The 15947-nt window shown below is 31.2% G+C and carries 5 protein-coding genes; all 5 read left to right on the plus strand.

Annotation, left to right across the window (positions count from 1 at the left end):
• Window positions 1-67 precede the first annotated feature (67 nt).
• The 5 genes from ACWJJ7_RS02665 (at window position 68) to ACWJJ7_RS02685 (ending at window position 15813) form a co-directional block, all read left to right on the plus strand.
• A complete protein-coding gene (locus ACWJJ7_RS02665; RefSeq protein WP_462963812.1) occupies window positions 68-7225 on the plus strand; it encodes a non-ribosomal peptide synthetase in 7158 nt (2385 codons plus the stop codon).
• Between the two features lie 196 nt (window positions 7226-7421).
• Complete coding sequence (locus ACWJJ7_RS02670) at window positions 7422-11660, plus strand: amino acid adenylation domain-containing protein (RefSeq protein WP_462963813.1); 4239 nt, start codon at window positions 7422-7424, stop codon at window positions 11658-11660.
• A 39-nt stretch (window positions 11661-11699) separates the two neighbouring features.
• On the plus strand, window positions 11700-12257 hold the full coding sequence (locus ACWJJ7_RS02675; RefSeq protein WP_462963814.1) for a class I SAM-dependent methyltransferase: 558 nt from the start codon (window positions 11700-11702) through the stop codon (window positions 12255-12257).
• Window positions 12258-13076: 819 nt separating this feature from the next.
• The gene (locus ACWJJ7_RS02680) at window positions 13077-14255 is read left to right on the plus strand and encodes an ATP-binding protein (protein WP_462963815.1); all 1179 of its coding nucleotides are present in this window, start codon (window positions 13077-13079) and stop codon (window positions 14253-14255) included.
• Complete coding sequence (locus tag ACWJJ7_RS02685; RefSeq protein ID WP_462963816.1) at window positions 14242-15813, plus strand: ORC-CDC6 family AAA ATPase; 1572 nt, start codon at window positions 14242-14244, stop codon at window positions 15811-15813. Before ACWJJ7_RS02680 ends, ACWJJ7_RS02685 begins: the two co-directional genes overlap by 14 nt.
• The last annotated feature ends 134 nt before the right edge of the window (window positions 15814-15947 follow it).

The following is a 15947-nucleotide window of genomic DNA, read 5'->3' on the forward strand; positions in this document are numbered from 1 at the left end:
CTGAATGACATTACTGATGGACTGGAAGATATTTTCTAATAATAATTTGGAATGGAGATGAACGGATATGAGCACACGAAAAAAGCCAGAAATACAAAATATTTACTCGTTAACACCCATGCAGGAAGGTATGCTATACAATCATCTAGCAAATAAGGATTCACATGCATATTTTGAGCAGATATCCTTTGATATACATAATGATATGGATATACTTCTTTTAGAAAAGAGCCTTAACAATGTTATAGAAAGGCATGAAATATTAAGGACTGTATTTAACTATAAAAAGGCTGAAAGACCAATTCAAATAATATTAAAGGAACGTTCTGCTAATGTTTATTTTGAGGACATAACTCACTTGGATGAAACGGGGAAACAGGAGTTTATCAAAAACTTTAAAGAAAAAGAAAAGGACAAAGGTTTTGATTTATCCAAAGACATTCTTATAAAGCTTTCTGTGTTTAAAATTCATAAAAATACTTATAGACTTGTATTCAGCTTCCACCATATCCTTATGGATGGTTGGTGTGTTGGGATAATTGTAAAAGAGTTATTCCAAATTTGCAGAGGTCTGGAAGAATCGAAGCCAATTGACTATGACAGGGTTTATTCATATGGTAGTTTTATAAGTTGGTTAGAAAAACAGGATAAAAAAGAGGCCCGTGAGTATTGGAATAAATATCTGGAAAACTATGAACAGCAGGCTTCACTTCCTAAAAGGGGAAATTTATCGGTAAATGGTGAATATAAATATAATGATTTCATTTTCAAACTAGATAAAAACATAACAAAAGATGTTACAAACCTTGCTCAAAATAACAATGTAACTATTAATATCGTTTTCCAAGCAGTATGGAGTATACTACTGAAACAATACAACAATACTAATGACGTTGTTTTTGGTGCAGTTGTGTCCGGAAGACCTTATGAGGTTGTAGGTGTTGGCAAGATAGTTGGATTATTCATCAATACTATTCCGGTAAGGGTGAGGTTAGAAAAGGCTGAAACATTTAAAGAGATAATAAAAGAATTGCAGCTTGCTTCACTTGAATCAGAAAAATACGATTATTTTCCTCTGGCTCAAATACAATCTGATACAGTTTTGAAACAAGGGCTTATGGATCATATCATGGTGTTTGAAAATTATCCAATTGAGGAGAACATAGCTGGATCTGCGGATGGAAACGGCCTTTATGGATATAAAATCGATAATGTTGAGGTGTTTGAACAGACAAATTATGACTTTAACATAATGGTTATGCCAGGAAGTGATATAACTGTAAAGCTAAGCTATAATGAATCAGTTTATGATAGTGAGTTCATAAAGAGAATAGAAGGTCATATGAATCAAATAATAAAAGCAGTGGTTGAAGACTGTGAGACTTGCATAAATGATCTTTATCTGTTAACAGATGAGGAAGAAAAACAGATATTAGTTGACTTTAATGATACAAAAACTAATTATCCTAAGGAGAAGACTATTCATAAGCTTTTTGAGGAGCAGGTAGAGAGGGGGCCTGACAATATTGCAGTAGTATATCAAGGCGAGAAGCTCACCTATAGGGAGCTAAATGAGAAGGCGAATCAGCTTGCAAGAGTACTTATACAAAATGGTGTAAAATCAGATGATATTGTAGGAATAATGGTAGGGTGCTCTATTGAAATGATTGTAGGAATAGTAGGAGTTTTGAAAGCAGGAGGAGCATACTTGCCTATGGACCCAGGATATCCTGTAGATAGGATAGAATTTATGCTAAAGGATTGTGGAGCAAAAGTTTTATTGACTCACAGTTTAATTGATAATTTAGAATTAATAAGATGTAATGAAAAATCAATAAATGTATTAAATCTGGATGATGAAGGCTTGTATATCGGGGAGAAATCGAATCTGGAAAATACGAATACAGCTAAGGATTTAGCATATGTAATATATACATCAGGGTCGACAGGTAAACCGAAAGGTGTAATGATTGAGCATAGAAACGTTAATAATTTTATCAAAGGAATAACGGATAAAATAGAGTTTACAAGTAATAAAGCTATATTGTGTTTAACCACAATAACCTTTGATATATTTGTGCTTGAAACACTATTGCCTTTGACAAAGGGATTAAAGATTGTAATAGCAAGTGAAAATGAGCAGAAAAACCCTAAAGCACTGAATGATCTTATTGTTAAAAATAATGTTGATATTATTCAAACAACACCATCAAGAATTAAGATGATGATAGACGGTAATAGTCTGCCAAGTTTTAAGACTTTAGAGCTAATACTCGTAGGTGGAGAAGCATTCCCAGAGATGCTAAAAGAAGAATTAAACAGTGTATCAAATGCTAGGATATTTAATATGTATGGACCAACTGAGACAACTGTGTGGTCTACACTAAAGGAAATAACACAAGGCCACGGTGTAAATATAGGGAAGCCTATTGCAAATACTCAAATTTATATACTGGATAGTGCAAATAGATTAATGCCTATGGGAGTGCCAGGTGAACTATGCATTGCAGGTGATGGACTTGCACGTAGTTATCTAAATAGAACAGATGTAACAGAAGAGAAATTCGTCTCAAATCCTTATGCTGCAGGCGAGAGAATGTACTATACAGGTGATTTAGCGAGATGGCTGCCAGATGGTAATATTGAATGTTTAGGCAGAATTGATAACCAGGTTAAATTAAGAGGTTATAGAATAGAACTAGGTGAAATAGAGTCTATTTTACTTAAATATGAGGGTATAAAAAAAGCAATTGCAATGGTGGCAAATGAGAAGAATGATGTGAAATATCTATGTGCATATCTAGTGTGCACTCAGGAAATAAAAGTACATGAACTTAGGGAGTGTTTATCACAAAAATTGCCTGACTATATGATACCATCACACTTTATTCAAATAGAGAGTCTACCTTTAAACTTAAGTGGAAAGGTAGACAGAAAATCGCTTCCCAAACCTACTGGAGATATAAACACAGAAGTGAAATATGTAGAGCCTAGTACAGAGGTGGAGAAAAAACTGTCAAAAATATGGTCGGAAACTTTAGGAATTGCTAGAGTAGGTGTAAATGATAATTTCTTTTATCTCGGTGGTCATTCAATTAATATGATACAGATAATAGCCAAAATATCTAATCAATTTGATATGGATATAAGCATTAAAGAATTTATCAGCAACAGCATTCTATCTAAGTTAGCAGATTTTATAGAAAGAAAAGATGGAGATCAGTCTAAAAAGATTATATATCCATACAAACAACCCCAGCCAGATAGTTGCTATGAAGCATTCCCACTAACAGAAGTGCAAATGGCGTACCAAATGGGGCGTGATGATAAATTTGAAATGGGTGGAATATCAACACACATGTATATGGAAGTAGAAACAGAATTAGTTATTAGCAGGTTTAATGAGGTAGTTAATAAACTTATTGAACGTCATAGTATGTTACGTGCCATTATACTACCCACAGGTGAACAGCAGATTCTAACAGATATCCCAAAATATAAAATAGAAGTAAAAGATATGTCGGGAATGGATTCTGAGACCCAGGACAGGTATATAGAAGAAGAAAGAAAAAGAATGTCTCATCATATATTTAAGTCTGATAAGTGGCCTCTATTTGAGATGAAAGCAGTTACACTTAGTAAAAATAGAAACTATCTTTTTGTAGGAATTGATATGCTTATTGCAGATGCTGGAAGTATGCTTATTCTTAATGAAGAAATACAACAATATTATGGGAATTTAGATATTGTGCTGCCTGAGTTAAAGTTTACTTTTAAAGATTACATTACAGCACTTAAGGAGTTTAAAACATCCAAAAAATATATAGAGGATAAGAATTATTGGTTATCTAAACTTGAAAATTTCCCTAATGCACCTGCACTACCATTAAAAATTGATCCATTATTAGTTGCTAAGCCTCATTTTAAGCGTTTTAAGAAAATAATAGATAGGGAAAATTGGGATAGACTAAAAAAGGTAGCTTATGCAAGTAAAATTACTCCATCTGTTCTCTTGTGTACCGCTTATGCACAGGTACTTGGTTTTTGGAGCAATCAAAAGGAACTAGCGATAAACCTTACTGTATTTAATAGATATCCATTTCACGAGGATGTAGAAAGGATAGTTGGTGATTTTACTTCTGTTATCTTACTTGATATGGACCTAGGATTAAAGAATACATTTTGGCAAAAAGCTAGTAAAGTTTATAAAACTCTTATTGACGCACTCGACCATAGGCATTATGACGGAATCGAGTTCATAAGAGATATATCAAGGCATAACAACCTTGGAAATAAAGCAGCGATGCCTTTTGTATTTACAAGTATGTTGATGGGAAATATGGAAAAACATGAAGAGGATGCTTATCAAGGGGATAAGGCGAAGTCAGCTATAACGCAGACATCTCAGGTTTTTATAGATCATCAGGTTACAGAGGATAATGGTGATTTAGTTCTTATTTGGGACTTTGTTAAGGAGTTATTTGATGAAAAGATTATTAACTGTATGTTTGACCAGTATTTGATGTCAATCGACGCATTAATGAATGATACAGAGTATGAGTTAAAATTGGGAGTATCTGATTTGGAACTAATTGAGAAATATAATGATACCATGGAGGATATTCCTCAAACAACACTTCATGATATGTTTATACAACAGACTAGTAGGATGCCTGACAGAGTGGCAGTGACGTTCAAAGATCAGAGCATCACATATAAGCAATTGGACGAGGATTCAAATAGGATTGCAAACTACCTAAAAAAGAAGGGGGTAAGAAAAAACGATTTTGTGGCTGTACTAACACATCGGCGTATAGATACAATAGTAAACATAATGGGAATTTTAAAGGCTAGGGCTAGTTATGTACCTATTAACCCAGAGTATCCTGACGGAAGACGGGATTATATAATCGAGAACAGTGGCTGCAAATTGGTATTAAATCATGATACATATATAAAGGAGAATATTAACCTGTGTTCAAGTGAGTATATTGAAGAACATAGTCATCCAGAAGATATTGCCTATACAATATATACTTCTGGTAGTACAGGCAAAGCTAAGGGCGTTTCAATAACTCATGGGGCTGCATCTAATACAATTATTGATATAAATAGAAAATTTAGTGTTAATGAAAATGATAAAATAATAGGGTTGTCATCCATGTGTTTTGACTTGTCTGTATATGATATATTTGGAACACTTGCATCAGGTGCTGCTCTGGTTATTATTGAAGATCAAAGGGATGTATTTGATCTAATAAAAATTATGGAAGAAAAGAAAATAACAATATGGAACTCCGTACCTGCAATAATGGATAGTATGGTAGATAATATGGAAAGAAGCATTGTTAATACAAACTTAAGACTTGTAATGTTAAGTGGAGATTGGATACCATTAAGACTGCCTGATAAAGTAAAACAGCAGTTCGAAAATGCAGAAGTAATAAGTCTTGGAGGTGCTACGGAGGCATCAATTTGGTCAATTTATTATCCTATAAAGGAAATAAAAGAGGGCTGGAAGAGTATACCCTATGGTATACCAATGGCAAATCAGGAGTTTTATGTACTTAATTATGAGATGGAGTTATGTCCTGTAGGTGTCTTAGGAGAGCTTTATATAGGAGGAAGTGGCGTTGCAGTTGAATATATGAATGATAAAGAAAAGACTGATGTTGCGTTTATAAATCATCATAAATTCGGTAGATTATACAAAACAGGAGACTACGGAGTACTTTGCATAGATGAAGATTTAAAAGAATTATATATTGAATTTAAAGGAAGAAAAGATCAACAGGTAAAAATAAGGGGCTACAGGGTGGAACTTGGAGAAATAGAAGCATGCTTGTTAAGTCATGATTTTGTAGAAAATGCTGCAGTTATAGATAAAGAGGATAAGAATGGGAAGAAAATCCTATGTGCTTATTATGTTTCAGATGATGATGAGTTAACTATAGAAGAATTAAAAATATTTATGGGAAGGCATCTTCCACAGTATATGGTACCTGCTTATTTTATAGAACTTAATGAGATTCCGCTTACATCAAACGGTAAGATAGATAAAAAGAACTTGCCTATGCCTGATACTAACATAAAAGATAGCTATATTGCTCCGACTAATGAAACAGAGAAAAAACTATGTTCAATATGGGAAGAAGTTCTGGGCCTTGAAAGAGTAGGCATCGATGACAATTATTTTGATATCGGTGGAAACTCATTAAATGCCACAGTGATTATATCAAAAATAAATAAGCAAATCGGAATTAGCATTCCATTAAGGGAAATATTTAATTTACCTAATGTAAAAGGAATCGCAAAATATGTTGATGAAAACAATCAATCTGTTTTCATCCCAGACGATGCCGATTTAATGCTGATGAAGAAGGGAATTAACGAGGATAAAAATTTATTTTTGATACATGCAGGAAGTGGAGAGGTAGAGGGCTATTTGGGATTATGTAACAATTTACGTGATGATTTCAATTATTGGGCTATCAGGGCAGACAGATTGGAGAATTATGTTCCTAAAAACCTAACCATTCAAGGAGTTGCTGAAGGATATGTTAAAAAAATAAAAAAAATACAGCAGCAAGGACCTTATCACATCGCTGGTTGGTGTGTTGGTGGAACCTTAGCTTTCGAAGTAGTAAGACAAATAGAAATGGTAGGTGAAGAAGTAGAATTTTTTGCACTTATGAATTCTTATGCTCCTGAGTTGGAATTTTATGGGGATGTAATGGAATTTTCATTAGAAACAGAGAAGGAGTTAGTGAAACAGTGCATTATAGACAAAAATATAGACATTAATATGGATATAAACAAGATAACAGATATTAACAGTTTATGGCCAACTGTTATTAAGCATGTAAATGAAGGCAATATGCAAGAAATTGTATTAGATACATTAAAAAAAATAATTCCTGAAATAACTACGAAAATTATTCCGAAATATGACGAAATAGATCTAGAAGGTTTAATATATTACTTTAATGTTATTAAAATCTATTCCAATGCTAGGGCAATATATATTCCTTCTAACAAACTTAAAACACAAGTATACTTTTTGGGAGCTCGAGAAGCAATGATATCAAATAATCAAATTTGGAATGAGTATTGTGCTAAAAATGTAATATTTGATAGTATAGATGGTAACCATTTTTCAATGTTTAAAGAACCTAATGTAGTTGGACTTGCAGAGACTTTTAGTAAATATTTCAACAAAATTTAAATTGGTGAGACTGAGGTTTAATAGTGAAATTTAGATTATTTAAGGTAAGAAAGGTTTATTTAGAATTAAGATAATGTTAGAAACAGGTAGGCAGTGGGGATACCTATCTGTTTCTATTAATAACTTGAAATACCTGTTTACTAGTCTTATGAATTATAAGCAAAAATTATAGAAATTTTACAAAGGAGAGGGAAATATGGAACGCAAATCCGAAATAAATATCCAATATCCACTTTCTTCACATGATCAATCTGATAGTCTACAATTTTGGACAAAGTATTTGAACGGATACAACGTGAGAACTGTAGTGCCAGGTGGGGATCAGTACGTTAAAGAATTTGTCTATGAAAAAGTTATTTTAGAAATTGATGAGAAGCTCACAAATGATTTGAATGAGATTGCACAAAAATATCAAGTAAAGGTCAATGAAATATTGGAAGTCATATGGGGAATGTTATTGCAAATATATAATAATTCTGATGATGTGATATTTGGCAAGGTAGTACCTGGAAGAAATATTAATATTGAAGGAATCAGCGAAATTTCCGATTGTTTGGAAAATATAGTTCCGGTTCGTCTAGAGTTATGTGAAAATGAAACCTTTGTAGATTTAATTAAAAAATTCCACAATGAAACTCTTGAATTATCCCGATACGAAATTATCTCATTACCTGAGATTGAAGAATGTTCAGAATTAAAACAAGATCTCTTTGATAATGTAATAAGTTTCCCAGACCAACAGTTATTAAATAGGATCAAGGAAACAGCATCTCCTTTAATGCATGATTTTAACATATCTATATTAATTTCAAATATGCTTAATATTAAGATTGGTTTCAATAAGCGTATATACGATAAAGACTTTGTAAAATCCATTTTGCAACATTTCAAGAGAATTATCATGAAAGTTATTCAAAACCCTTTTATTAAAGTAAATAAAATTGATATATTGTCTGCAGAAGAAAAGAACAAATTGTTAATTAGTTTTAATGACACTAAAACAAGTTATGATATTGAAAAAACTATTCAAGAAATTTTTGAGGCACAGGTTAAAAAAGCGCCTAATAAAATAGCATTAAAACTGAATGAATCGCAAATATCCTATAAGGAATTGAATGAAAAAGCTAATCGAATTGCTCGAAATTTAAGAAAGAAGGGAGTAGCTAGAAATGAAGTAGTAGGTATTATGGCTGAACGTTCCATCGAAATGATGGCGGGACTGCTAGGAATATTGAAGTCCGGAGGAGCATATCTTCCTATAGACCCTGAACATCCCCAAAATCGAATACAATACATGATGGAAAATAGTGGTACTAAAATTTTACTAACTCAGAAGAAATTATATAAAGATTTTAAATACAACGGACAAACCATTTTTTTTGATGATAATGAAACTTATGATGATATAGACGATAATTTAGGTTGTATCAATTTGTCAACAGACTTGGCTTATGTGATTTATACATCAGGATCAACTGGAAAACCAAAAGGCGTAATGATTGAGCACAAGGCCGTTCAAAATCTTATAAAAGGATTAACTGACAGGATGGATTTTTTTCATACAAAATCAATTTTAGCACTTACCACGATAGCTTTTGATATATTTGTTGTGGAAGTACTAGTGCCACTAGCTAAAGGATTAACGGTGGTTATTGCGGGTGAAATTCATCAAACTGATTCAGCCCTATTAGGAGAGCTGATTAGGGAAAATAATATTAATATTTTGCAAACTACTCCATCAAGGTTACGATTAATACTAGAAGATCCTAGAAATGTGGGATGTCTGAATTCTATTACTGACATATTAGCAGGTGGTGAAGCAGTTCCATTATCATTAGTTGAATTGGCGAGCAATGTATGTAGTGCTAATTTTTATAATGGATATGGTCCTACGGAAGCTACCGTTTATTCGACCATTGCGAAACTAAACTTGGATGAAAATGTTCATATTGGTAAGCCCATTGCCAATACTCATACGTATATACTAGATAAGAAAAAAAGACTTTTGCCTATAGGAGTTGCTGGAGAACTATTTATTGCTGGCGATGGGTTAGCAAGAGGATATTATAACAGGCAGGAGTTGACTAATGAAAGGTTTGTATATAACACTTTCACTTGCGATGAAAAATATAGTCTTGATTTGCCTGAACGCATGTATCATACTGGTGATATTGCTAGATGGCTACCCAATGGGAATATTGAGTACTTAGGTAGAATAGACCTGCAAGTGAAAATAAGAGGATATAGGATAGAAATTGGAGAAATTGAATCTTGGATATTAAACTATGAAAACATTAAAGAAACTGTTATTTTAGACTTTGATGATTCACAAAATAATAAATTCTTATGTGCATACATTGTTACAGATGTAGAAATCGATTCTTCTGGATTAAGAGAATTTTTATTACAGAATCTCCCTGATTATATGGTGCCTTCTTTTTTCATCAAGATTGATAGCATCCCGTTAACACCAAATAAAAAATTAGACAAGGAAATGTTGCCAGAACCGGCGAAAAATGCACAACGTAACAATAAGTATCAGCCTCCAACAAATGAAATTGAGAAAAAACTAGTAAGTCTTTGGCAGGATATTTTGGGGGTAGAGGAAATTAGTATTAATGATACCTTTTTCGAACTGGGAGGACAGTCCCTTAAAGCAATGCAAATTGTTTCAAAAGCTAATGAAGTAGGAGTAATTTTAAAGTTAAATGATATTTTTCTATATTCGACTATTAAAAAAATATCTGAATACATAAAAATGTCCACTTTTAAAAGTGGGAATTTGATTAGCAACCCTGACAAGGCATTAATTTCATTAAACGAGAATCTGCACTTGACAAGTAAGTTGGTAATTTGCCAAGTATTGGACAAGACCTATCATGTTTTGTGTATTAGTGGTACGAAAAAAGAACAATTGGGAGAGATAACTGACTTTGTCACAGCGAATTTTAGTGAAGTAATTCAACCTCATTATATAAAATTTGTAGAAGAATTAATGTTTCCAAATTTACCAACTACATTTGATGAAAATAGTTTTTCATTGTTTGTAGGTATGAACTCTCTTGTTAGTCATGATATGAATGAAATAGATAATAGTATGGAAAAAATGCAAAAGGATTTTTCTAATTCCATTTTAAGAGGTTGCCCAATAGCAGAATTTCAGGCTGCTCCAGTTCAAAAATATGCTCTAGAACTTGCGGAATTTGATAATGATGGAATGGTAATAACGTTTGAAAAAAATATTAACATTGACATGCTAAATAAGGCAATGTGTTTTTTTATAAAAAATCAGAGTTTATTAAGAAGTCATATGAAAAAATTAGATGGAAACTTTCATTGGGTGGAGTATGAAGTTCCTGAAAACATTGATATTCCATTTATTGACGTATCTAGATATAATTCTACTGCCAGGGGAACTATTTTTAATATATTTGTACGAAAGTTTTTCACCAAGGAATTTGATTTGTTTACTTCTTTAGCGTTTAGAGTTCTCCTAATAAAAAATAATCTAAGGGAGTGGCACTTACTGTTACCATTTTCACATTTAGCGTTTGATGCTTTAAGTGAGGAAATAATAAAAAGTAAAATAATGGAATATTATGAGAGTTTTATTAAAAATGTTAGAGTGGAAAATGAAGAGGTAACTAGATATGAGGATTATGTGAAACAGGTAACTAGAGGGCCTTATAATATAACTGATCAACATTTATTTCAAGCACTAGAACTGGATAAAATGGATAAACCTATGGAGAAAATTTTAAGGAAGGTTAGTGATTCTAATAGGAAGGTAGCTACTTTTTTTGAATTTGTAATTAAAAAGGACAAGCAAGAAAATACATCTATTATTAAAAATCCATGGCAGACATCTTTAATATTTCTATGTGACTTCTGCAATGAGTATTTTGGGGTAGACGAAGCTCCTGTTTGGATTATAAACTATGGGAGACATTACATAAGTGGTGATAATTTTGCAACTGTAGGTGAGTTTATTGACTCAGTGCCTGTAATGATTAATACTAATGACTATAATATAGACCGGCTAGAGGAGCATGTAAGACAAAAAATGTCTTTATTATCTTCAAAAAATATAAATATTTTTAATTTGGCATTTGACAAGGTCGCTCAAGAACAATATCCATGTTCAAGTAGCTTTTTGAAGGACAAAATTGAAAATATGACAATTGTATTTAATTTTCAAGGGGGATTTCAGGAGAATGAGAGAGAGATTAAGGATGAGCTTTTAAGTAAGTGGATTGATGTAAATGTAAAAAATATTATGTTTACGGCTTGGCATACTCAAAATTCCATTGTCGTAAAATTAATGCTTCCTTTTGAGGAAGACGTTGAAAAGTTAAAGTCTATATTTGAATCAACCTATAAAAGGATTGTTGAGCCTGAGGATAACAAAGAGGATGAAATAGAAATTTGTTTTTGATAGTTTTAGCAGATAATAATATAAAGGTGGTGTAATAATATGTTTCAAGAACCTACTAATTTAGAAGTGTATATTAACAAATTTCTTATAAAAACTTTTGCGAGATCATATTATAAAAAATTTGTAAATGCCTTGGATTTAAAGGGAAATGAAAAAATTCTCGACTTTGGTTCTGGTGCAGGTGGACTAGCTATTTTTATTGCAAAAGAACTTAATAGAGGTGGTGGGTGGTTAACTTGTGTTGATGTCTCCAAAAAATGGATTGAATGTGTAAAGAAGAATCTTGATAGATACAACAATGTTGACTATAAATTAGGTTACATTGGGGAACTCGATATTTTAGATAATTCATATGATATAATAAATTTCCATTTTGTTTTGCATGAAATACCCATTGAAGAACTAAGTGAGGTTATATTTAACCTTGTCAATAAGTTAAAAGTCGATGGTACAGTTTTAATGAGAGAACCAAGTAATAATTCAAATGAGGAGATAGTGAGATTGTTCGAGAAAGTTGGATTAACAAAAATTTATGCTAAAAAAATGAATATTCCGACACAAGGTAACATCTTTGAAGCAAGATTGAAGAAGGACTAAATATAACTATATAGAGTGCAAATGTTAAATACTATAAATGAGCAAATTTCATAATATATTTTGGAATTACAGAAAATAATATACCATATGATAAATTAATTAACAGATTTATTAAAGTAATATAGAATATTACTTTATTTAACACTGCCACAATTTAAACTATTTGCACCTTCGTATTTGGGATCGTAGGTCGTGGTTGTAATGGTAAAGTTATTCATATAACTGAAAACTGTTATAGTTCAAGGCATAGAACTTCCGTAGTAAGTTTTTTATCAAACAATCTATGGAATGAAGATTATGTTTTACGAACATTACAAAAATTTGCAATTAATAAAATATGAAAGTTATCAAAAGATACCGACAAGCCTATTTATGTGATTATTGATGATACTATCTGTAATCACATAAAGCCTTCGCCACAGGCTAAAAATCCTATAGAGAAATGCCAATTTCATTTTTCTCGCTTAGAATGTAAACAAGTTTATGGACAGCAAGTTATGAAGATAGGTAAAACTCTGATATTACTATCTCGGTCTTTTCCACCTTCCCACACTGTACGGGCGACTTTCATCGTATACAACGCTCCAACGTAGACAGATTGGAAATTTAAACATAGTTATAAAAACTTTTTAAATCAAGTTTTTATACTACACTTTACTACACTTATCAATTCTTCAACCCTTTTATAATGCTTTTTTGCAGCCCTAGCATAATTTATGTTTTTATCACACCTAACAAAAAATATTTTGTTAAAATACTTGACAAAATATTTTTTGTTAGATATAATTGTCAATATAAGGAATGGCGGAGGTGTTAATTATGAAAATCACAACAGGGCAAGCTGCACGAGGTGAAAATTTTTTTAAAAGGCCTATTTTAATAAACAAATTATGGAGAAAAATTGATTCAAATAGTAGTATTATAATTTCAGCTCCAAGAAGGGTTGGAAAAACATCTTTAATGAGGTATATAGAAGATAATCCAAAGGATAAATACTATATAATCTATGTAATTACAGAGTCCGTGTATAACGAAAATAAGTATTATAAGGAGATCGTAAAGGCCATTTTAAATTGTGATTCAATAAAGAAAAGAGATAAAGTAATAAATTCAATTAAAGATTTAGCTAAAAACATTTTCAAAAGTATAGACGAAGTAGGAATAGACTCTGTTAAGTTTACTAAAACTATTGAATTGAATTATTATGAAAAGTTTATAGAAATTATGAGATCTATTGATTTAGAAGGGCACAAATTAATTATAATGATAGATGAATTTGCTCAAACAATAGAAAATATTCAACAAAATGAAGGCACTACATATGCAGTTCATCTCCTTCAAAGTAATAGAGCATTAAGACAAAATAGTAATATAAATAATAAATTTCAATTCATATATACAGGTTCCATAAGCCTCGAGGGTATTGCAAGACGAATGGATTCTTCAAAGTTTATAAATGATCTAGATATATTAAAAGTCACTCCACTAAGTGAAGCAGAAGGAAAAAGTCTTATAAATGAACTACTTAAAGGGCTTGATTTTACAATGGATACTGATACTATAAATCATATGCTACATGAAATTAAGTGGTTGATTCCTTTTTATATTCAACTTGCTATGGATAAAATTCAGGACATTTATGATGAAGATCAAATATGCGCTATATATAATAAATCAGTTGATATAGCAATTAGACGTATGATAGAAGAAAATAATAAATTTAGCAGTTGGCATGAGAGACTTAAGGTGTACAAAAATAATGACTACAAGTTCATTATAGAAGTATTAAACATAATATCTATAACAGAAGCTAAGAAGATAACTTACAACGAAATATATGATTTAGCTGTAAAATACAATCTTTGCGAAACATATAAAGATCTCTTAAATACTATTATTGATGATGGATATATAAATAATGATGAGGAGGAAAAAATATATACATTTACTTCTCCTATATTAAGAATGTGGTGGTGTAAAAAAAATGCAAACTACTAGTTTAAGTTTTTATAATCCCAATAATTTATCGCATCAAGAATTAGTTGATAGATTTGTAATAAGAAAAAAGGAATTTCAAAAAATTTTTAAAGATATAAAAAATTCTGACATGAAATATCCAGAGCAGCATTATATTATAGAAGGTCAAAGAGGCTATGGCAAAACAACTTTATTAAAAAGAATATACTTTGAAATAAAAGGAGATAAGGAATTAAAAGCAAAGTTTATTCCTGTTATATTTCCTGAGGAGCAATATTGTATAAGGAGGCTATTTAAACTTTGGGAGGTAACGGCTGCGAATCTTGAAATGGAAAATGATGAATTTGTAGGGCTTTATGATGAAATGGATAAATATGCAGAGGAAGAAGACTACGAAGATATATGCTTTAAAATACTTGAGCAAAAACTTAAAGAAAAAAATAAAAAATTAATACTTTTAATAGATAATATTGAATGTATTCTAAAGAAGTTCAAAATCTATGAGCAGCAAAAACTTAGAGAGATTCTCTTAACTTCTGCCGAAATTCGAATTATAGGAGCATCTTCAGAAGTTTTAGAATTTACTTTTGATTATAATAAACCCTTCTATAACTTCTTTAAGCTGATAAAATTAGAAGGATTAAATTCAGAAGAAACTGTGGAATTTTTTAAAAAGTTAGGTGAAATTTTTAATAAGAATGGTATAAATGAGATACTTAAAAGTAACAGTGGAAAAATAGAAGCTTTAAGGCGGTTAACAGGTGGGGTGCCAAGAATAATGGCATTACTTTTCGATATTTTAAATATTGACAACGAACCCGATTTCAAAGAACTAGATATATTAATAGATAGAGTAACACCACTTTATAAACACACAATGGATAGGTTATCTCCAGTGCAGCAGGAAATTGTTGATGTTATAGCTTTACGCTTTGATGCCATAACCACAAAAGAAATAGCAGACGAAATAAGAATGCAAAGCAAAGAAGTATCCGCTCATTTAAATCAATTAGAAAAAAACGGAGTAATAAATAAAATACCTGTAAATAAGAAAAATTATATGTACCAAATAAAAGAACGATTTTTTAACATATGGTACATGAGGAGGGTTGGGGGAGAAAAAGAAAAACAGCAGGTGAAATGGCTTGTGGATTTTTTTGAAATCTGGTGCAGTAAAGAGGACCTAATTAACAAAAGTGAAAAAAAAGAAAATGATTTTAACACCATTTATGTCTCATCGGAAACCTTACTTTGTAATGATCTAATAGAAGAATCCTTACAAAAATCTCATTTATTTTTAAAAGTAGCTAATAGCACAGATAAATATAATAAGTCTATTAATGAATATTTAATATTTTTAATGGCTAAAAAACAATACAACTCCTTATTTAAACTATTTAATGAAACTGAATTTAAGTTAAGGGATAAATTTAAGCCTACTTATTATGCGTTAATGTACTATATGAAAAATCAAAATGAAAAATTTGAAATTGAGTATAAAAAAATGGGCGAAGAATTAGAGGAAACTGTTGAAGAAATTATTGAAGAAGTTAAATCATCATCTGCAGTGCTACAATAGTATAGAAAGAGACAATTAAAGACCTCCGAATATAAGAGATATATAAATAAAACTATTCTACATCGGTATTATTTATGTTACTATTATTAAGGTAGTTAAATCATCACCTGCGGTGCTGCAATATTAACGACTTC

Source organism: Clostridium sp. CM042 (assembly GCF_055080995.1).

Coding starts and splice junctions, on each gene's coding strand:
- ACWJJ7_RS02685 (WP_462963816.1), top strand. CDS start 14,242: ATGCAAACTACTAGTTTAAGTTTTTATAATCCCAATAATTTATCGCAT.
- ACWJJ7_RS02670 (WP_462963813.1), top strand. CDS start 7,422: ATGGAACGCAAATCCGAAATAAATATCCAATATCCACTTTCTTCACAT.
- ACWJJ7_RS02665 (WP_462963812.1), top strand. CDS start 68: ATGAGCACACGAAAAAAGCCAGAAATACAAAATATTTACTCGTTAACA.
- ACWJJ7_RS02680 (WP_462963815.1), top strand. CDS start 13,077: ATGAAAATCACAACAGGGCAAGCTGCACGAGGTGAAAATTTTTTTAAA.
- ACWJJ7_RS02675 (WP_462963814.1), top strand. CDS start 11,700: ATGTTTCAAGAACCTACTAATTTAGAAGTGTATATTAACAAATTTCTT.